The organism is Pseudomonas sp. 32A (genome assembly GCF_052682255.1).
The window spans coordinates 605,578-625,580 of sequence record NZ_JBQYLY010000001.1; the positions used below are offsets into that span (position 1 = coordinate 605,578).

The following is a 20,003-nucleotide window of genomic DNA, read 5'->3' on the forward strand; positions in this document are numbered from 1 at the left end:
TTTCAGATCAACTCTTCCACCAGCTGCAGGCAATGAGTAAGCCCCGGCGACTGGTCATTGATCCTCCGGCTGAGAATGATCGGCGAAGTGGCGGTGGCTTCCACCACCGGGGTATAGCCGATGTCCGCCCGATGCAGCACCTGCACCGAGGCTGGCACCAGCGTCACGCCCATACCCGCACCCACCAGGCCGATGGCGGTCTGCAATTCATTGGTCCACTGCGCCACCTTCAGGCTCAAGCCGTGGGCGTCGAACAGCGCGATCACATGGTCGGCGTAGCTGGGCCGCGGATTACCGGGGTACAGCACGAACGGTTCGGCGGCCAATTGCGCAAGCGTTGCCGGTGCACCCAGCAAGGGATGCCCGGCGGGCAATACGGCCACCAGCCGATCCTCCACCAACACCCGCTGCACAATCGCCGGGTCGTCGATGCGAATCCTCCCGAAGCCCACATCAATCCGCCCGGCCTTGAGGGCTTCGACCTGTTGCAACGTGGTCATTTCCGACAGGCCCAATTCCAGCTCCAGACCATCGTGGCTGCGCAGCCGTCGAATCAACTCCGGCAACACCCCATACAGCGCCGAAGGCGCAAAACCGATGCCCAGCCAGGTCTTTTCGCCCAAGCCAATGCGCCGGGTGCTATCGCACACCTTGCCCAGTTGCTCCAGCAGCACGTTGGCGTGCTCATAGAAAAACCGCCCGGCCTCGGTCAGGCGCAATGGCCGCCCGCGTTCCAGCAGGACCACGCCCAGTTCATCCTCCAGTTGCTGGATCTGCCGGCTCAACGGCGGCTGGGCAATGTGCAGGCGTTCGGCGGCGCGGGTGAAGTTGAGGGTTTCCCCCAGCACCTGGAAGTAACGCAGATGGCGCAGTTCCATAAGGACTCCTTTCATACCTTGAGGGTATTGTTCGAGACTCATTATATTGGAAGCCAGCAGAGATCCGGAACAGAATCAGGCCAAATCTATAAAGAACCCAACGGGTATTGCCATGCCGATTTGCGCCATCGAGTCGATCGAGACCATCATCGTCGACCTTCCTACCATCCGCCCGCACAAGCTGGCGATGCACACGATGCAGAACCAGACCCTGGTGATCATCCGCGTGCGCTGCGCCGACGGTATCGAAGGCATTGGTGAATCCACCACTATCGGCGGCCTGAGCTACGGCAATGAAAGCCCCGACAGCATCAAGATCAACATCGACCGGCACGTCGCGCCGCTGCTGCTTGGCCAGGATGCGAGCAACATCAATGCCGCCATGTTGCGCCTGGAGCGCAGCATTCGGGGCAACACCTTTGCCAAGTCGGGCATCGAAAGCGCCTTGCTCGACGCCCTCGGCAAACGCCTGAATTTGCCGGTCAGCGAATTGCTCGGTGGCCGTGTGCGGGACGCCTTGCCGGTGGCCTGGACCCTCGCCAGTGGCAATACCGAAAAAGACATCGCCGAAGCCGAGAAGATGCTCGACCTGCGCCGCCATCGCATCTTCAAACTGAAGATAGGTGCCGGTGAAGTCAGCCAGGACCTGGCCCACGTCATCGCGATCAAAAAAGCCTTGGGTGATCGCGCCAGCGTGCGGGTTGACGTCAACCAGGCCTGGGACGAAGCCGTGGCTCTGCGCGCCTGCAAGGTGCTGGGTGACAACGGTATCGACCTGATCGAACAACCGATCTCGCGCAACAACCGTGGCGGCATGGTCCGGCTCAACCTGTCGAGCCCGGCGCCGATCATGGCCGACGAATCCATCGAATGTGTGGAAGACGCCTTCAACCTGGCTCGCGAAGGCGCGGCCTCGGTGTTCGCCCTGAAGATCGCCAAAAACGGCGGCCCGCGCGCGGTATTGCGCACCGCGGCGATTGCCGAGGCGGCGGGCATTGGCCTGTACGGCGGCACCATGCTCGAAGGCGGTATCGGCACCTTGGCCTCGGCCCATGCCTTTCTCACCTTGAACAAACTGGCGTGGGACACCGAGCTGTTCGGCCCGCTGCTGCTCACCGAAGACATCCTCGCCGAGCCGCTGGTGTACCGCGATTTCCACCTGCATGTCTCCACCGCTCCGGGCCTGGGCCTGGCCATCGATGAAGAGCGCCTGGCGTTCTTCCGTCGCGATAAATAACAAGAGGACACCTGCGATGTTGTTCCACGTAAAAATGACCGTGAACCTGCCCGTCGACATGAACCCCGAGCGCGCTGCCGGCCTCAAGGCTGAAGAAAAAGCCTTCTCCCAGCGGCTGCAACAAGAGGGCAAATGGCGCCACCTGTGGCGCATCGCCGGGCTGTATGCCAACTACAGCGTATTTGATGTCGACAGCGTGCAGGAACTGCATGACCTGCTGATGCAACTGCCGCTTTATCCTTACATGGCCATCGAAGTGAATGCCCTGTGCCGGCATCCATCGTCGATCCGTGAGGATGATCGCTGAGTCTGTTTTTTCACCTAATAATTACAAGATGAGGATTGCACCATGACCATCCGACTTTCCCAGACTGCTCACGCCCAACAGTTTCTCGAAGAAGCCAGCGGCAACCTGAACGACGGCGGCAACCCACGGGCCAAGGCGCTGATCTACCGGATCCTGCGGGACACGGTGAACATCATCGAAGACCTGGAAGTGACCCCGGAAGAGTTCTGGAAGGCGGTCAACTACCTCAACGAACTGGGCAAGAACCAGGAAGCCGGGTTGCTCGCAGCCGGCCTGGGCCTGGAGCATTACCTGGACATGCTGATGGACGCGGCAGACGAAGAAGCCGGCAAATCCGGCGGCACCCCGCGCACCATCGAAGGCCCGCTGTATGTGGCCGGTGCGCCGCTGTCCAAATATGAAGCGCGGCTGGATGACGGGCAGGACCCGGGTGTGCCGCTGTTCATGCAAGGCCAGGTGCGCGACACCAATGGCAAGCCGCTGGCCGGGGCGATTGTCGACGTGTGGCAGGCCAATACCGGTGGTACGTATTCGTGGTTTGACAGCACGCAATCGGAGTTCAACCTGCGTCGGCGGATCGAGACGGATGCCCAGGGCAACTACCGTTTCCGCAGCATTGTGCCGTCGGGGTATGGCTGCCCGCCGACCGGGCCGACCCAGCAGTTGCTGGACCAGTTGGGGCGCCATGGCCAGCGGCCAGCGCATATCCACTTCTTCATCTCGGCGCCAGGCCATCGGCACCTGACGACGCAGATCAACCTGTCGGATGATCCGTACCTGCATGATGATTTTGCCTATGCGACGCGGGATGAGTTGATCGCCGAAATTCGCTTCAGCGAGGACGCAAACCTGGCGAAGGAGTTTGGTGTGGAAGGGCAGTTTGCGCAGATTGATTTTGACTTCGAGTTGCAGCCTGCGGCGGCGCCGGTAGAACAAAAGCGCATGCAGCGAGTGCGCGCGCTCGAAGACTGAGGTTGATCGTTCCCACGCTCCGCGTGGGAACGCCTCCTGTGACGCTCCGCGTCACGACCTTAAGAGCGGACGCGGAGCGTCCAGGGCGACATTCCCACGCAGAGCGTGGGAACGATCTGCAGTCTATTTGCGAACAACCAGGTCGAGCAGATCATCCCGATCCTTGATCTTCTGCAACACGATCTCTGACCGAATATCCATCACCCCCGCCGTGCGGTTCAGGTGGTTCACGATAAAGTCCGAAAAGTGCTTCAAATTACGCGCCTGCACCCGCAGCACATAATTGCTCGCCCCCGTAATCACATACGCACTGGCCACCTCCGGCCACCCTTGCACCTTCTTGATAAACGTCTCGTGCCAATCCTCCACGTCCTGACGCAACGACAGGTGGACGATGGCCTCCAGCTCAATCCCCAACTGTTCGGCGTTCAGCACCGCCCGATAACCGCTGATGATTCCCTCGCTCTCCAGCAGGCGCAAACGCCGCAGGCAAGCCGAGGGCGACAGGGCGACTTTCTCCGCCAGTTCCTGGTTACTGATACGGCCATCCTGTTGCAGGAAATGCAGAAGGCGCAGGTCGGTGGCGTCGAGAATCATGGTTAGAATAAATCCGCGTGTTTGGGGGGTAAATTCGAATTTCCTACAGCTTAATTAGCCTGTCGCCCACCACTTTGCACGAAAATTCTCTAAAGCTTCGTTCATTATTTGGCTCATTGTTACTACAAGAACAGGACTGACCATGACCACCCGCACCCATTGCCTGACCCTCGACGCCCAGGATCCGCTGGCGCCACTGCGCGACCAATTCGCCTTGCCTGCCGGGGTGATCTACCTCGACGGCAACTCCCTTGGCGCGCGCCCGGTGGCAGCGCTGGAGCGGGCGCAAGCGGTGATCGTCGAGGAGTGGGGCAATGGCCTGATTCGCAGTTGGAACAGCGCCGGCTGGGCCGACCTGTCCCAGCGCCTGGGCAATCGCCTGGCACCGCTGATCGGCGCCCACGACGGTGAGGTGGTGATCACCGATACCACCTCCATCAACCTGTTCAAGGTGCTCAGCGCGGCACTGACCGTGCAACGCGAACGGGCGCCAAGCCGCAAGGTGATCGTCAGCGAAGCGAGCAACTTCCCCACCGACCTGTACATCGCCGAAGGCCTGACCGAACTGCTGCAACAGGGCTACTCCCTGCGCCTGGTCAACAGCCCGGACGAACTGCCCCACGCCATCGACCAGGACACGGCCGTGGTGATGCTCACCCACGTCAACTACAAGACCGGCTACATGTACGACATGCCGGCCCAGACCGCGTTGAGCCATGAGTGCGGCGCGCTGACGATCTGGGACCTGGCGCATTCGGCGGGCGCGGTGCCGATCGACCTGCATCAGGCCGGTGCCGATTATGCGATTGGTTGCACCTACAAATACCTCAACGGCGGGCCCGGCTCCCAGGCGTTTGTGTGGGTCAACCCAGCGCTGGTGGATGTGGTCACGCAGCCGCTGTCGGGCTGGTTCGGGCATACCCGCCAGTTCGCCATGGAATCGCGTTATGCGCCGAGCCAGGGCATCGCCCGCTACCTGTGTGGCACCCAGCCGATTACCTCGCTGGCGATGGTGGAGTGTGGCCTGGATATTTTTGCTCAGACCGATATGGCCAGCTTGCGCGCTAAGTCTCTGGCGCTGACCGACCTGTTTATCGAGCTGGTGGAATCCCGTTGCGCCGCTCACGACCTGACCTTGATCACCCCGCGTGAACACGCGCGGCGGGGTAGCCACGTCAGCTTCGAACACCCGGAAGGCTATGCGGTTATCCAGGCCTTGATCGATCGCGGCGTGATTGGTGATTATCGCGAGCCGCGGATCATGCGTTTCGGCTTTACCCCGCTGTACACCAGCTTTGCTGAGGTGTGGGATGCGGTGGAAATCCTGGGTGAGATTCTCGATCAGAAAACCTGGGATCAACCGCAATTCAAGGTTCGCCACAGCGTCACCTGAGTAAACGCAGAGCAAAAAATGTGGGAGCGGGCTTGCTCGCGAATACGGTCTATCAGTCTCTGATGTATTGACTGGCACACCGCATTCGCGAGCAAGCCCGCTCCCACAGGGGACAGTGTTTCAACCAGAAAGCAGTGCAATCACAATAATAAAGGGGCACGCCACGTGACCACGCCAGACCAAGGCTTTGCCGAAATCACCAATCGCGAACTGGGCCTCAGGCGCCAGCTAACTTCCGGCCAGATGAGCATGATCGCCATCGGTGGCGCCATCGGCACCGGGCTGTTCATGGGCAGTGCCTACGCCATCGGCTATGCCGGGCCCAGCGTGCTGGTCAGCTATGCCATCGGTGCGCTGATCACCTTGTTGCTGATGGGCTGCCTGGCGGAGATGACCGTGGCGCATTCCACCTCGGGCTCCTTCGGCGCGTACGCCGAGTTTTACGTCAGCCCGCTGGCGGGTTTCCTGGTGCGCTATGCGTACTGGGCGGCGATTGTGTTGGCGGTGGGCGCCGAGGTCACGGCGGTGGCGATGTACATGAAGTACTGGTTCGCCAACGTGCCGGAATGGGTGTGGATCGTGTCGTTTTCCAGCGTGTTGATCGTGCTCAACGCCATCAGCGTCAAGACCTTCGGCAACTTCGAATACTGGTTTTCCACGATCAAAATCAGCGCCATTGTGGGCTTTATCATCCTCGCGGTGTATGTGGTGTTCGGCTCCGGCAACCCGGATTACGGTGTGCAGAACTACACGGCCCACGGCGGCTTTTTCCCGAATGGCTTGAGCGGCATGTGGATCGCGGTGATCGTCTCGATCTTCAGTTACCTGAGCGTGGAAATGATCGCGGTGGCCGCCGGTGAAGCGGCCGACCCGGAGCAGGCGGTGAAGAAAGCCTTCCGCGCGACCATCGTGCGGCTGGTGGTGTTCTACCTGCTGACCCTGGCGCTGATGCTCGCCATCGTGCCGTGGAACCAGGCCGGCCATGCCCAGAGCCCGTTCGTCACAGTGATGCAGACCATCGGCATTCCCGGCGCCACCGGGGTGATGAACTTTGTCATCCTGATCGCCGCCTTGTCGGCGATGAACAGCCAGCTCTACATCACCACCCGCATGATGTTCAGCCTGTCTCGCGCTGGTTTTGCGCCCAAGTCCATGGGGGCCTTGAGCAAGAGCGGGATCCCGTTGAACGCCTTGCTGCTGTCCAGCTCGGGCATTGCCCTGGCGACCTTGCTGAACGTGGTGTACCCGGAAAGCTCGTTCACCTTGATGATGGCGATCTCGATGTTTGGCGCGATCTTCACCTGGTTCATGATCTTCCTGACTCACCTGTTTTTCCGTCGCTACCGCAAGCGTCACGGCGGGGCGAAGTTGTCGTTCCAGCTGGCGCTGTTTCCCTATAGCACGCTGCTGGGCCTGGTGCTGATGGGCGCGGTGATGATCACCACGTTCTTCACCGACGCGTTCAAGATGACGTTGGTGTTCGGGGTGCCCTTCCTGCTGATTCTGTCGCTGGTGTATTACTTGTTTTTTCGCAAGGGTCGCCAAAACCCTGTAGGCGCGAGGGCGCCGGGTTAAATCAGAAAGCCCGCGTTATTGTTGACGTGCTTCGCGAGCAAGCTCGCTCCTACAGGGGGAGAGGGCGTTTAGCAGTTGGGCGGCGTAACCGGGCAATTGGTCGAACCCGCGCGCGCATAACAGCAGTTTGCGACAGGCCCAATCCTCGGTCAGGGGGTGGGCCTGGAAGCGCCGCTCCAACGGCCAGCGTTCCAGCGCGGCCAACGGCACGATTCCCAGCCCGGCGCCCCCGGCGACCATGCGAATCAACCCGTCAAACCCGTCCGCACGGATGCGCGTCTGCAAGCGAAAGCCTGCATGCAACGCCTGTTCTTCCAGGTACACCGCCAGCGCGCTGTCGGCGGCCAGGCCTACGTAGTCGTGCTGCAAGCTGTCGATAAAACTCACGGTGCGCCCGGCCAGCGGGTGATCCAGCGGCATGATCAGCACCAGCGGGTCGTCGCGAAAGGGCAGGGTCTGCAAGCCGTGGGTGTCCACCGCATCGGAAATAATCCCCAGGTCTGCCGCGCCCTGGCGCAAGGCGTGGGTGATGCGCAGGCTCGGCAGTTCCTGCAGGTCGATATCCAGGTTGGGGTGTTCCCGCAGAAAGTCCGCCAGCAATTCCGGCAGGTATTCGCTCAGGGCCGTGGTGTTGCACAGCAGGCGCACCTGGCCTTTGACGCCGTTGGCGTATTCCGCGAGGTCTTGCTGCAGGTGCTCGGCCTGCTGCAACAGCAAACGGGCGTGGCGGGCCAGGGCTTTGCCTGCTGCTGTTGGCGTTACGCCACGGCGGCCGCGTTCCAGGAACGCGATGCCCAGCGAGGCTTCCATCGCCCGAATCCGCGCACTGGCGGCGGCCAGGGACAAATGGCTGCGGCTGGCGCCGGCGGTGATGTTGCCGGTGTCGAGGATGTGCAGGTACAGGCGCAGGTCGATCAGGTCAAAGTGCATGGGCTGGGGTTCTCGGTGTCTGGACGGGCCTCTTCGCGAGCAAGCCCGCTCCCACATTTAGATCTGTGAACCCTTTCAAAATGTGGGAGCGGGCTTGCTCGCGAAGAGGCCATCTGCCTCATGCAAAACAAGAGGCTGCCTCAGTATATGGCGAATTTTCAGACATCACCCAAACCTGCAAAATCGACCCATGAATACCTTACTCGCGTTCTACCAAAATCTCGGCCCGGCCCTGACATTGCTGGTGATCGGCACCTTCCTGCTGGCCGGTACGGTCAAGGGCGTCATCGGCCTGGGCTTGCCCACTGTCGCCATGGGAATGCTCGGCCTGGCTATGTTGCCGGCGCAGGCTGCGGCCTTGCTGATCATTCCGTCGACGGTGACCAACCTCTGGCAACTGGCGTTCGGCGGTCATCTGAGGGCCTTGATCAAACGCCTGTGGCCGATGCTCCTGCTGATTTTCCTCGGTACCGGGCTGGGCTCGTTGTGGCTGGGCATGGACGGCGGGCATTGGGTGGTGCGGGCGTTAGGCGGGGCATTGCTGGTTTATGCCCTAAGCGGATTGTTTCTGCCGACCTTCAAGGTGAGCCCGGCCACCGAGCGCTGGCTGGGGCCATCGTGCGGCTTGCTGACCGGGGTCATCACCTCGGCCACCGGAGTATTCGTGATCCCGGCGGTGCCGTATCTGCAAGCGTTGGGCTTGAGCCGCGATCAACTGGTGCAAGCGCTGGGGCTATCGTTCACCGTGTCGACCCTGGCACTGGCGGCCGGCCTGTTCTGGCGCGGCAGCCTGGGCGGTGGGGAATTGAACGCCTCATTGCTGGCATTGGTGCCGGCGCTGCTCGGCATGTGGCTGGGCCAGGCCCTGCGCCAGCGCATCAGCGCGGTGCTGTTCAAGCGGGTGTTTTTTATCGGGATGGCCGCGCTGGGTGGGCATTTGCTGATCAGCGGTTAAGAATCTGCTGTTGATTTGTGTATTTTGGTCAAATGCGTTTTGACCGCCCTGTGCGTACGCCAGAGCACAGGCCCCGTTATCCTGAGTCTGTAATGCGGCTAGTATCCGTGCAGCCGCTATAAAGAGGATTCACGTTGAAAGCCCGATCCGATGAGCTACAGATCTTCGTCTGCGTGATTGAATGCGGGTCGATTTCCGCTGCCGCCGAACAGGTTGGGCAGACGCCGTCGGCGGTCAGCCGCACCTTGTCGCGCCTGGAAGCCAAGCTCGACACCACTCTGATCAACCGCACCACCCGGCGCATGGACCTGACCGAAGAGGGCAAGTATTTCTTCGAGCGGGCCAAGGTGATCCTCGAGCAAATGGACGACCTGGAAGAACGCCTGTCGTCGCGCCAGCAAACCCCCTCGGGGCGTCTGCGGATCAACGCGGCATCGCCGTTCATGCTGCATGCGATCGTGCCGTACATCGCCGAGTTTCGTGGCCTGTACCCGGACATCCAGCTGGAGCTGAACAGCAACGACCTGATCATCGACCTGCTGGAGCAGAGCACCGACATCGCGATCCGCATCGGTGCCCTGGCCGACTCGACCCTGCATGCCCGCTCACTGGGATGCAGCCCGCTGCATATCCTCGCCAGCCCGGCTTACCTGAAACAGCACGGTACGCCCAGCACCGTTGCCGAACTGGCCGAACACACCTTGCTCGGTTTCACCCATACCGAAACCCTGAACCACTGGCCGCTGCGCCATGTGCACGGGGATCGCTGGCAGATCCAGCCGGGCGTCGCCGCCTCCAGCGGTGAAACCTTGCGCCAACTGGCACTGGAAGGGCAGGGCATCACCTGTCTATCGGACTTCATGACCGCCCAGGACATCAAAAGCGGGCGCCTGATACCGGTGCTGGCAGAGTTCAACAGCGGCTATCGCCAGCCGATCAATGCCGTGTACTACCGCAACTCGCAATTGGCCCTGCGCATCCAGTGCTTCCTGGACTTTATCCAGGGCAAGCTGTCCAGCTACGCCCGTTGATTCGTGACCCCTGCGCAAGAGTGAATTGGGCAATGCGGACTTATTCGGAATGGATGGGTCCGCAATACTGACGCCATCAATTACTCACGCAGGGAGACACCTCCATGAACATATTCATTACCGGCGCTGCCGGTTTTATCGGCGGCTCCATCGCCACTGGCCTGGTTAAGGCCGGCCATAAAGTCACCGGCCTGGTGCGCAGCGCCGAACAAGCCGAAGCAATGACTGCACTGGGCATCACGCCGGTGATCGGCACGTTGGATGACAGTGCGCTGTTGACCGAGCAAGCGAAGAAAGCAGACGCCGTGATCAACGCCGCCAGCAGCGACCATCGCGGCGCCGTGGAAACCTTGCTGACCGCGCTGCGCGGTTCCAACAAAACCTTCCTGCACACCAGCGGTTCGAGCATCGTCGGCGATGCGTCGGGCGGTAAGTCCAGCGATGTCATCTACTTTGAAGACAACTTGCCGGAGCCGACCGTCGACAAGGCCGCTCGTGTGGCTATCGACAATTTGATCCTGGCTGCCGCCAAAGACGGCGTGAACTCGGCGGTGATCTGCAATACCTTGATCTACGGCCACAGCCTGGGCGTTAAGCGCGACAGCGTGCAGTTGCCACGTTTGCTTAAACAGGCACGCAAAAGCGGTGTGGTTCGTCATGTAGGTACCGGTCAGAACATCTGGTCCAACGTGCATATCGAAGACGTGGTTGAGCTGTACCTGCTGGCGCTGGAAAAGAATGTGCCGGGCACGTTCTACTTTGTGGAAAGTGGCGAAGCGGCGTTTGTCGACATGACCACCGCGATTGCCGAAGCGTTGAAGCTGGGTAAACCGCAGGATTGGCCATTGGCCGACGCCGAGGCCGAGTGGGGTTATGAAATGGCGAACTATGGCTTGGGCTCCAACAGCCGGGTGCGTGGCAAGCATGCGCGGGAATTGCTGGGGTGGGCGCCGAAGCGGACCTCCGTAGTTGAGTGGATTCGCAACGAGATGGTTTGATGTTCGCTTGAGACCGAGGCGAGCCCTTCGCGAGCAAGCCCGCTCCCACATTTGACTGCATTCCAAAGTTGGAACTCGGTTAAGTGTGGGAGCGGGCTTGCTCGCGAAAGGGGCGACTCGGTCCAACGGTCTTACCCAACACTAGCCCCACCCCGCCCAATTCCGTACCATCCCCCGCCTTATCCCTCGCAACTCCCCGGTACTTCAATGAACCTCACCCGTCTGCGCGCCGACGCCCTGGCCGGACTCACCACGTCTTTTGCCTTGCTGCCCGAATGCATTGCCTTTGCCCTGGTGGCTCACCTCAACCCGCTGATGGGCCTCTATGGCGCGTTCATCATCTGCACCCTCACCGCGCTGTTCGGCGGCCGGCCCGGCATGGTCTCCGGTGCCGCCGGTTCGATGGCGGTGGTGATCGTTGCGCTGGTAGTGCAGCACGGCGTGCAGTACCTGCTGGCCACGGTGTTGCTGGGCGGCTTGATCATGGTCGCCTTCGGCCTGTTGCGCCTGGGCAAGCTGGTGCGCATGGTGCCGCACTCGGTGATGCTCGGGTTCGTCAACGGCCTGGCGATCATCATCGCCCTGGCGCAGTTGGAGCATTTCAAGAGCGGTGACACCTGGCTCAGCGGCACGCCGCTGTACGTGATGACCGGGCTGGTCGCTGCAACCATGGCTATCGTCTACCTGCTACCGCGCCTGACCCGTGCCGTGCCGCCAGCCCTGGTGGCGATCCTCGGCGTGGGACTGGCGGTGTACCTGCTTGGCTTGCCGACCCGCACCCTGGGCGACATGGCTCACATCGCCGGCGGCCTGCCGACCTTCGCGTTGCCACAGATTCCCTGGACCCTCGAAACCCTGCACATCATCGCGCCCTACGCGATCCTGATGGCCATGGTGGGCCTGCTGGAAACCCTGCTGACCCTCAACCTCACCGACGAAATCACTGAAACCCGCGGCTACCCGGACCGTGAAAGCGTGGCCCTGGGCGCGGCGAATATGGTCTCCGGATTGTTCGGCGGCATGGGCGGCTGCGCGATGATCGGTCAAACCGTGATCAACCTCAGCTCCGGCGGGCGCGGGCGCTTCTCCGGTGTGTTTGCCGGGGTGATGATCCTGTTGTTCATTCTGTTTCTGTCATCGCTGATCGAGCGCATTCCGCTGGCGGCGCTGGTGGGGGTGATGTTCGTGGTGTCTCAGCAGACGTTTGCCTGGGCTTCGTTGCGGGTGATCAACAAGGTGCCGCTGAACGACGTGCTGGTGATCATGGCAGTGACGGTGATTACCGTGTTCACCGACCTGGCGACCGCAGTGCTGTGCGGGATTGTGATTGCGGCGCTGAACTTCGCCTGGCAGCAAGCGCGTGAGCTGTACGCGGACGAGCATATGGAAGCGGACGGCAGCAAACTCTATCGGGTGCACGGCACGCTGTTTTTTGCCTCGACCACGCCGTTCCTGAACCGGTTCGATCCGGCCAACGACCCGGCCCAGGTGACGCTGGATTGTCGTCACTTGAGCTTCGTCGACTATTCGGCGATTGCTGCGTTGATGACCTTGCGGGAGCGCTACGCCAAGGCCGGCAAGCATTTGCGGGTGCTGCACCTGTCCGAGCGCTGCCGCAAACTGCTCAAGCGTGCACGGGTGCAGCACGACTGACCGTTGTTGAAGTGCGATGATCGTTCCCACGCTCTGCGTGGGAACGTCGCTTGGGACGCTCCGCGTCCGCTCTTGAAGTCGTGACGCGGAGCGTCACAGGATGCATTCCCACGCAGAGCGTGGGAACGATCATGGCCCGACCAGGTTTTCCAGTTCCTGGGCGCGGGTCTGGGTCATGTCCAGCACACAGCCGGAGCCGTTGACCTGATCAATGGTGCCGCCGGTTGCCGAGCCGATGAAGCCGCAGTTGGCATCGCGAAACTTGAGCCACTGGCGCTGTACGTCTTGCAGCTGCTGCTTGCGGTTGCCTTCCATCGCGGTCATGGCGGCTTTGTAGGCGGTGTTCAGGCGCGCGTCCTGCACCTTGGTTTCCTTGGCGTTGCAATCGACCATGTCGGCGGTGGTGTTGGCGCCGTCCATGCATTTTTTCAGCGCCGCGTTCTCATCGGCCGAAGCCGTGCCGCCCAAGGCCAGCAACAGCGCGCCGGCGGCGAAAGGGACAAGCAGGTGGTTACGATTCATTCTGGGTTTTCCTGGTCATGAGTCGGTGTGCAGTCTAAGACTCGGCCTGCGCAGTTGAGTTTCCAGCCCGGCGATCTTCATGTAAGAACGCCCCCCGAATTTTCATCCACTGACCCATGGCATATCCCTGTGCGACAGGGCGTGTCTGTGGGCGAAAATTACTTTCATAAAAATTGAAAATCCACCTCGGTAATGATTTATGACTTTCACAACCTATTCGACGTGACCCTTTCCGAGGAGTACCGCATGGCCGCATCACCGGGGTATTGGCTGCTGATCTACGCCGCCATCGCCATCATTGCATTGATCGTATTGATCGCGCGTTACCGGCTCAACCCGTTTATCGTCATCACCCTGGTGTCCATCGGCCTGGCGCTATTGGCCGGGATGCCGGCGGATACGATCATGGGTTCCTACGAGGCCGGCGTCGGCAAGACTCTGGGGCATATTGCGCTGGTGGTCGCGCTGGGGACGATGCTCGGCAAGATGATGGCCGAGTCCGGCGGCGCCGAGCAGGTGGCGCGCACGTTGATCAATCGGTTCGGCGAGCGGAATGCGCACTGGGCAATGGTGTGCATTGCATTCCTGGTGGGGCTGCCGCTGTTTTTCGAGGTCGGTTTTGTGTTGCTGGTGCCGATCGCCTTTACCGTGGCGCGGCGAGTGGGCGTGTCGATCCTGATGGTCGGTCTGCCAATGGTGGCCGGCTTGTCGGTGGTGCATGCGCTGGTGCCGCCGCATCCGGCGGCGATGATGGCGGTGCTGGCGTATAACGCGTCGGTTGGGCAAACGGTGTTGTATGCGATTTTGATCGGCATACCCACGGCGATCATCGCAGGTCCCCTGTACGCAAAACTCATCGTGCCGCACATTCACCTGCCGGCGGAAAACCCGCTGGAGCGCCAGTTCATCGACCGCGAACCGCGCACCCGCTTGCCGAGTTTCGCCCTGACCATGGGCACCATCCTGTTGCCGGTGGTGCTGATGATGATCGGCGGCTGGGCTAACCTGATCTCCACACCGGGCACCGCGTTCAACCAGTTCCTGTTGTTTATTGGCAACTCGGTGATTGCGCTGCTGGTGGCGACCCTGGTGAGCTTCTGGACGCTGGGCCTGGCCCAGGGTTTCAACCGCGAATCGATCCTCAAGTTCACCAACGAATGCCTGGCACCAACCGCAAGCATCACCTTGCTGGTGGGCGCGGGCGGCGGTCTTAACAGGATTCTGGTAGACGCTGGCGTCACCAATGAAATCCTCGGCCTGGCCCATGCCTTCAACCTGTCGCCCTTGGTGATGGGCTGGCTGTTTGCCGCGTTGATGCGCATCGCTACCGGCTCGGCCACGGTGGCCATGACCACTGCCTCGGGCGTGGTTGCGCCGGTTGCGATGGGGCTGGGTTATCCCCATCCGGAATTGCTGGTGCTGGCCACTGGTGCGGGTTCGGTCATCTTTTCCCACGTGAACGACGGCGGCTTCTGGCTGATCAAGGAATACTTCAATATGACGGTGATCCAGACCTTCAAGACCTGGACCGTGCTGGAGACCCTGATTTCGGTGGTTGCCTTCGGTCTGACGTATGGTCTGTCCTGCATCCTGTAACCGGAGACCTCATGGACATCGTCTACCAGATCCGCGCCCGCCAGGATTCCTTCAGCGCTGGCGAAGGGCGTATCGCCAAGCTGATGCTCGATGATGTCGGCTTTGCAGCGTCCGCCAGCCTGGAAGCGTTGTCCCAACGGGCCGAGGTCAGCACCGCCACCTTGTCGCGTTTTGCCCGCAGCGTCGGGTGCCGCGACCTGCGTGACCTGCGCCTGCAACTGGCCCAGGCCAGCGGCGTCGGCAGCCGGTTTCTCGACCCGGCGGGCCTGCCTGAGCAGTCGGCCTTTCACCGGCAGATTCTCAGCGATATCGAATCAACGTTGCGCCGGCATTTGTCCGGCTTCAACCAGCGCAGCTTTGTCGACGCCGTGAGCCTGCTGGGCAAAGCGCGGATGATCCACGCGTTCGGCATGGGCGGGCCATCGAGCCTGTGCAGCGATGAGTTGCAAGTGCGCCTGGTGCGCCTGGGCTACTCGATTGCCGCCTGCCACGACCCGGTGATGATGCGCGTGACCGCCGCCACCTTGGGTTCGGAGCATGCACTGATTGTTTGCTCGCTGACCGGCATCACCCCGGAGGTATTGGGCGTGGTGGCGCTGGCGCGTAACTACGGCGCAAAAATCATCGCCATCACCCTGCCGGATTCTCCGCTGGCGCAGTTGGCCGATGTGCTGCTGCCGCTGCAACCGGCGGAAACCAGTTTTATCTACAAGCCAACGGCGGCGCGCTACGGAATGCTGTTGGCCATCGACGTGCTCGCCACCGAGCTGGCCCTGGCCATGCCGGACGACAACCAGGAACGCCTGCGACGGATCAAGCTGGCCCTGGACGATTATCGCGGCGGCCCCGACAGCCTGCCGCTTGGAGACTGAAATGAAGTACCACACGTTGATCCGCCAGGCGCTGATCATTGATGGCAGCAACACCCCCGGCTATGTCGCCGATGTAGCAGTGCACGAGGGCCGTATCGAGAAGATCGGCGACTTGTCCCGAGACAGCGCCGAGCATGAAATCGACGCCACCGGGCGCGTATTGGCGCCGGGGTTTATCGACGTGCACACCCACGACGACACGGTGGTGATCCGTCACCCGCAGATGCTGCCCAAGCTCAGCCAGGGGGTGACCACGGTGATCGTCGGCAACTGCGGCATCAGCGCCTCGCCCGTGAGCTTGAAGGCTGATCCCCCGGACCCGATGAACCTGCTGGGCACCGCCGAGGCCTTTGCCTACCCACGGTTCAGCGATTACCGGGCGGCGGTGGAAAACGCCCACCCGGCCGTCAACGTGGCAGCGCTGATCGGCCACACCGCGCTGCGCAGCAACCATATGGACGACCTGCACCGTACCGCCACGCCGGGTGAAATCACCGCCATGCGCGTGCAGTTGCAGGAGAGCCTGGCGGACGGAGCCCTGGGGTTATCCACCGGCCTTGCCTACGCCAGCGCGTTCAACGCCGAGACCGATGAGGTGCTGCAACTGAGTGAAGAACTCACGGCGTTCGGCGCGGTGTACACCACCCATTTGCGCAGCGAATTCGAACCGGTGCTGGAGGCCATGGACGAAGCGTTTCAGATTGGCCGTCACGCCAATGCCCCGGTCATCATTTCCCACCTCAAATGCGCCGGCGCTGGCAACTGGGGACGCAGCCCGCAGTTGTTGGCCTCTCTGGAACACGCGGCGAAGACTCATCCGGTGGGCTGCGATTGCTATCCCTATGCGGCCAGTTCATCGACCTTGGATCTGAAGCAGGTCACCGACGCGTTTCGCATCACCATCACCTGGTCCACGCCGCATCCGGAAATGGGCGGACGGGATCTGCAAGACATTGCCGCCGAGTGGGCGGTGCCGCTGATGGACGCAGCTCGTCGCCTGCAACCCGCCGGAGCGGTGTATTACGGGATGGATGAGACCGACGTGCAGCGCATCCTGGCGCATCCACTGTCGATGATTGGTTCGGATGGTTTGCCGGAAGATCCGTTTCCTCATCCACGTTTGTGGGGCGCGTTTCCACGGGTGCTCGGGCATTTCAGCCGAGACCTTGGTTTGTTCCCGCTGCACACCGCCGTGCACAAGATGACTGGCTTGTCGGCAGCGCGCTTTGGCTTGGCCGAGCGCGGTGAAATCCGTGAAGGACACTGGGCCGATCTGGTGCTGTTTGATCCGTTGCGGGTGCGGGATGTGGCGGACTTCAAGGAGCCGCAGCGCGCGGCGGAAGGGATTGACGGTGTGTGGGTCAATGGCGTGCTCAGCTACAGCGACGGGCAAGCCAATGGGCAGCGGCCCGGACGATTCCTGGCGCGAAACGGGGATTTGCGTAAGGGGTTTGCGGCCGTATAGTGGCCGCTCTCAAACACGGAGCAATCGCCATGCACTTAGGAAAAGTCACCCCCATTTTGCGCAGTTTCGACGAGGCCAAAACCCTGGAATTCTACGTCGATTTCCTGGGGTTCAAGGTCGATTGGCAGCACCGGTTTGAAGACAACTTTCCGCTGTACTTGCAGGTGTCGCTGGGGGAATGTGTGCTGCACCTGTCCGAGCACCATGGCGACTGCACGCCGGGTGCGGCGGTGCGGATTCAGGCCCAAGGGCTGGAAGCGTACCAGCAACAATTGCTGGCCAAGCATTACCGCAACGCCAAGCCGGGGATTGAAGACACGCCATGGGGCAGCCGCGAAATGAGCATCAGCGACCCGTCGGGGAACCGGTTGGTGTTTGTTGAAGAAGTCAGCAGCTGAGGCTGCGCGCATAAATCGCAGGCAATAAAAAACCGCCTTAGTAGGGCGGTTTTTTATTGCAATCCCAGTTCGCGGCTGGGGTTGCGCCTCACCGGAAGCATTGACCTGCTGACCGGATACTACTGTCGGTTCAGGCATCACGCAAGGCCTGGTGACACTCGGTGTTTTCAGTTCTTTGAGACCTACGCTATTTAAGGACGACTGCAAAAACTGGCAATAAATTCTTGGAGCGTTACCGGTGGATTAGTTCTCCCAGGTCACACCTTTGAGCGGGATGTTGGTTAGTATCGCCCCCGTTCTGTGTATGTCGCTTGTAGGTGGGCTGGGTACGCGCGCGAATTTATGGACCGAACGCCACGGGCTAGTAATCCGTGCCGGATTCATGCGGGAGGAACCAAAGCCCGGCCGCCTCACTGGAAGCATTGACCTGCGTCCGAAGGCTCACGTGTTCCGGTAAGTGCGCTGGAGGTAGGCCCAACTGATGGAGGGCCGAGTATGTCCAAGTTTGCACGACGTACGTGGGACCTCGTAGTGAACTCCCTGCGTGTCTATCACGTGTGGAAATTCCTGCGGGACAGCTTCGATGACCGTTAAGGTCTGAGAAGTGGGCCGCCCCGGTTTCGACCGGGGCGGCTTTTTTGTGCCTGGGATTTACACCCGGAAATGGCTGACCATCTGCTGCAACTGCCCGCCCAAACGCGCCAGTTCCACACTCGACTTGGCCGTCTCATCGCTGGCTGCCGCCGTCTGCTCCGACACGTCCCGCACATTCACGATGCTGCGGCTGATCTCTTCCGCCACGGCACTCTGCTGTTCGGCGGCTGCCGCAATCTGCTGGTTCATCGACTGGATATTCGACACCGTACGGGTGATGTTTTCCAGTGATACACCGGCCTTGCGCGTCAGTTCGACGCTGCTGTCGGTGAGGTTGCGGCTGTTGTTCATCACGGCAGCCACTTGCTGGGTACCATTCTGCAAACCGGCCACCAAGCCTTCGATTTCTTCGGTGGATTTCTGGGTGCGCTGGGCCAGGCCGCGGACTTCGTCGGCGACCACCGCAAAACCCCGACCGGCTTCACCGGCACGAGCCGCTTCGATGGCGGCGTTGAGCGCCAGCAGGTTGGTCTGCTCGGCCACGGCCTTGATCACGTCCATCACGCTGCCGATCTTGTTGCTCTCTTGTTGCAGGTGCGTCATGGCGTCGGTGGAGCGCGCCACTTCGGCAGCCAGACGTTCGATCTGGGCGATGGCTTCGGCCACCACTTTGTCACCGGCACGGGCTTCACCGTCGGCGGCCGAGGCAGCCTGAGACGCTTGTTCGGCGTTGCGTGCGACTTCCTGCACGGTGGCAGTCATTTCGTGCATGGCGGTGGCCACTTGATCGGTCTCGATCTTCTGGCTGTTGACCCCGGCGCTGGTCTGTTCGGTCACGGCCGACAGCTCTTCGGCGGCAGCGGCGATCTGGGTCACGCCGTCGCGGATGCCGCTGATCAGTTCACGCAGGGTGGTGCCCATGCGCTGGATGCCTTGCTGCAACACGCCGAGTTCGTCGCGGCGCGTCACCTGGATGTTGTGGCTCAGGTCGCCGGAAGCGATGCGCTCCACCACGGCGAGGGTCTCGCGCAATGGGCGGGTGATCTGGCGGGTGATGATCACGGCCGCCACGATGCCCACCAGCAACGCCAGCAACGTGCTGATCAGTTGCAGGCTGCGGGCCTGGGCGCTTTCAGCGTCGCGACGTTGCAGCTGGATGTCGTACAGCTTGTCGCTGATGGTGACGATGTCGGCACCCTGGGTGGTCATTTCTGCCCGGGCCGAGACGATGTTGGCGTTGGCTGCCTTGTAGTTCTGGACGGCGCTGCGATAGGCGCCGAGGGCGGTTTCCAGTGAGCTCAGGGCTGTCTGTTGGCTGGCGCCGAACACCGCATGCAGGCCTTTCAAACCGTCGATGGCTTTCTCGATCTGCGCGGCGGCACGGGCTTCAGTCTCGGCGTTGACGTTGCCGGTGTAGCCGCGCACTTCGTAGCGGGCCAACTGGAACTGTTCCTTGGCGGTGTTCACGGCCTCGAACTGAGCGAAGCGTTCGGTGCTCTCGGGCATCTGGCGCACGCTGGCGTCCAGGGCACTGATCTGCGCGTTGGCGATGTCAGCCTTGTCGCCCATGACCTGGCGCGCGGCGTTACCGTTGCGGTAGGCCTCGCGCATTTTGTTCAAGGACTGCTGGTAAGCGGTGATGATCGCTTTTTGCTCATTGAGCAACTTGAGGTTGTCCGGGCTCTTGAAGCTGTCCAGCAGCTTCTGTTGCTGGGCGACAAAACCGTCGAGGTTGGTCTGCACGTTTTGCGCCACGGCTTCGTCGCCGTTGGCCAACATGTATTGCAGGCGCACGATCCGCAGTTTGGTCAGCGAAGCGTTGAGCTGGGTGATGTCGCTCATCCAGTTACTGCGGTCGATCAGGCCGCCCAGGCTGGTCCAGCCGGTGAGCGCGAGGATCGAGGTGAGTACCAGAACCAGGCCGAAGCCCAGGCCCAGTTTCATATTGACGCTGATGTTGCCGAACCAACTATTCATCGCATTCCTCCAGGAACAGATTTGCGGGTACATCCGGTTGCTGGAAGTAGCGA

The 20,003-nt window shown here is 61.4% G+C and carries 18 protein-coding genes and 1 pseudogene; 13 read left to right on the top strand and 6 right to left on the bottom strand.

The window, feature by feature from the left end:
• Positions 1 to 2 precede the first annotated feature (2 nt).
• On the bottom strand, positions 3 to 878 hold the full coding sequence (locus tag ACUN0G_RS02635; protein ID WP_445572626.1) for a LysR family transcriptional regulator: 876 nt from the start codon (positions 876 to 878) through the stop codon (positions 3 to 5).
• Positions 879 to 990: 112 nt separating this feature from the next.
• On the opposite strand from ACUN0G_RS02635, the gene ACUN0G_RS02640 reads away from it, so the two are divergent.
• The 3 genes from ACUN0G_RS02640 to catA are packed head-to-tail and all read left to right on the top strand — an operon-like array spanning position 991 to position 3,394.
• Complete coding sequence (locus tag ACUN0G_RS02640) at positions 991 to 2,115, top strand: muconate cycloisomerase family protein (protein ID WP_445572627.1); 1,125 nt, start codon at positions 991 to 993, stop codon at positions 2,113 to 2,115.
• 16 nt (positions 2,116 to 2,131) lie between these two features.
• Positions 2,132 to 2,422, top strand: coding sequence for a muconolactone Delta-isomerase (gene catC, locus ACUN0G_RS02645; RefSeq protein ID WP_093202109.1), 291 nt, complete (start codon positions 2,132 to 2,134; stop codon positions 2,420 to 2,422).
• A 42-nt stretch (positions 2,423 to 2,464) separates the two neighbouring features.
• Complete coding sequence (catA, locus tag ACUN0G_RS02650) at positions 2,465 to 3,394, top strand: catechol 1,2-dioxygenase (RefSeq protein ID WP_421552160.1); 930 nt, start codon at positions 2,465 to 2,467, stop codon at positions 3,392 to 3,394.
• 123 nt (positions 3,395 to 3,517) lie between these two features.
• Here catA and ACUN0G_RS02655 read toward each other — a convergent pair whose 3' ends face one another.
• Positions 3,518 to 3,991: an Lrp/AsnC family transcriptional regulator gene (locus ACUN0G_RS02655; RefSeq protein ID WP_003212305.1), complete on the bottom strand. Its 474-nt coding sequence runs from the start codon at positions 3,989 to 3,991 to the stop codon at positions 3,518 to 3,520.
• Positions 3,992 to 4,133: 142 nt separating this feature from the next.
• On the opposite strand from ACUN0G_RS02655, the gene kynU reads away from it, so the two are divergent.
• Together kynU and ACUN0G_RS02665 are read left to right on the top strand one after the other, a co-directional pair.
• Positions 4,134 to 5,384 carry a kynureninase gene (kynU, locus tag ACUN0G_RS02660; protein WP_445572628.1) on the top strand — a complete coding sequence of 417 codons (1,251 nt, stop codon included), beginning with the start codon at positions 4,134 to 4,136 and terminating at the stop codon, positions 5,382 to 5,384.
• Between the two features lie 165 nt (positions 5,385 to 5,549).
• Entirely contained in the window at positions 5,550 to 6,959 is a 1,410-nt protein-coding gene (locus tag ACUN0G_RS02665; RefSeq protein ID WP_445572629.1) for an amino acid permease, read from the top strand.
• 15 nt (positions 6,960 to 6,974) lie between these two features.
• Here ACUN0G_RS02665 and ACUN0G_RS02670 read toward each other — a convergent pair whose 3' ends face one another.
• On the bottom strand, positions 6,975 to 7,889 hold the full coding sequence (locus ACUN0G_RS02670) for a LysR substrate-binding domain-containing protein (protein WP_445572630.1): 915 nt from the start codon (positions 7,887 to 7,889) through the stop codon (positions 6,975 to 6,977).
• A gap of 190 nt (positions 7,890 to 8,079) precedes the next feature.
• On the opposite strand from ACUN0G_RS02670, the gene ACUN0G_RS02675 reads away from it, so the two are divergent.
• The 4 genes from ACUN0G_RS02675 (at position 8,080) to ACUN0G_RS02690 (ending at position 12,526) form a co-directional block, all read left to right on the top strand.
• Entirely contained in the window at positions 8,080 to 8,844 is a 765-nt protein-coding gene (locus ACUN0G_RS02675; protein WP_445572631.1) for a sulfite exporter TauE/SafE family protein, read from the top strand.
• A gap of 134 nt (positions 8,845 to 8,978) precedes the next feature.
• The gene (locus ACUN0G_RS02680; protein WP_445572632.1) at positions 8,979 to 9,875 is read left to right on the top strand and encodes a LysR substrate-binding domain-containing protein; all 897 of its coding nucleotides are present in this window, start codon (positions 8,979 to 8,981) and stop codon (positions 9,873 to 9,875) included.
• A gap of 104 nt (positions 9,876 to 9,979) precedes the next feature.
• Positions 9,980 to 10,873 carry an NAD-dependent epimerase/dehydratase family protein gene (locus ACUN0G_RS02685; protein WP_445572633.1) on the top strand — a complete coding sequence of 298 codons (894 nt, stop codon included), beginning with the start codon at positions 9,980 to 9,982 and terminating at the stop codon, positions 10,871 to 10,873.
• Between the two features lie 207 nt (positions 10,874 to 11,080).
• On the top strand, positions 11,081 to 12,526 hold the full coding sequence (locus ACUN0G_RS02690) for a SulP family inorganic anion transporter (RefSeq protein WP_445572634.1): 1,446 nt from the start codon (positions 11,081 to 11,083) through the stop codon (positions 12,524 to 12,526).
• 129 nt (positions 12,527 to 12,655) lie between these two features.
• On the opposite strand, the gene ACUN0G_RS02695 is transcribed toward ACUN0G_RS02690, so the two are convergent.
• Positions 12,656 to 13,048, bottom strand: coding sequence for a lysozyme inhibitor LprI family protein (locus tag ACUN0G_RS02695; RefSeq protein ID WP_258343592.1), 393 nt, complete (start codon positions 13,046 to 13,048; stop codon positions 12,656 to 12,658).
• A 192-nt stretch (positions 13,049 to 13,240) separates the two neighbouring features.
• On the opposite strand from ACUN0G_RS02695, the gene ACUN0G_RS02700 reads away from it, so the two are divergent.
• Genes ACUN0G_RS02700 through ACUN0G_RS02715 form a run of 4 tightly spaced genes read left to right on the top strand, consistent with a single transcriptional unit; the run spans position 13,241 to position 17,379 of the window.
• The gene (locus tag ACUN0G_RS02700; RefSeq protein WP_258343593.1) at positions 13,241 to 14,644 is read left to right on the top strand and encodes a GntP family permease; all 1,404 of its coding nucleotides are present in this window, start codon (positions 13,241 to 13,243) and stop codon (positions 14,642 to 14,644) included.
• Between the two features lie 11 nt (positions 14,645 to 14,655).
• On the top strand, positions 14,656 to 15,516 hold the full coding sequence (locus tag ACUN0G_RS02705; protein WP_445572635.1) for a MurR/RpiR family transcriptional regulator: 861 nt from the start codon (positions 14,656 to 14,658) through the stop codon (positions 15,514 to 15,516).
• A gap of 1 nt (position 15,517) precedes the next feature.
• Complete coding sequence (locus ACUN0G_RS02710; RefSeq protein ID WP_445572636.1) at positions 15,518 to 16,981, top strand: N-acyl-D-amino-acid deacylase family protein; 1,464 nt, start codon at positions 15,518 to 15,520, stop codon at positions 16,979 to 16,981.
• A gap of 29 nt (positions 16,982 to 17,010) precedes the next feature.
• Positions 17,011 to 17,379, top strand: coding sequence for a VOC family protein (locus ACUN0G_RS02715; RefSeq protein ID WP_258343596.1), 369 nt, complete (start codon positions 17,011 to 17,013; stop codon positions 17,377 to 17,379).
• Between the two features lie 651 nt (positions 17,380 to 18,030).
• Here ACUN0G_RS02715 and ACUN0G_RS02720 read toward each other — a convergent pair.
• Both ACUN0G_RS02720 and ACUN0G_RS02725 read right to left on the bottom strand, forming a co-directional pair.
• The gene (locus ACUN0G_RS02720; RefSeq protein WP_371103582.1) at positions 18,031 to 18,894 is read right to left on the bottom strand and encodes a methyl-accepting chemotaxis protein; all 864 of its coding nucleotides are present in this window, start codon (positions 18,892 to 18,894) and stop codon (positions 18,031 to 18,033) included.
• Positions 18,886 to 19,983, bottom strand: a pseudogene (locus tag ACUN0G_RS02725) (methyl-accepting chemotaxis protein); the annotation flags it as partial. The pseudogene ACUN0G_RS02725 and the gene ACUN0G_RS02720, both read right to left, overlap by 9 nt.
• Positions 19,984 to 20,003: the final 20 nt, after the last annotated feature.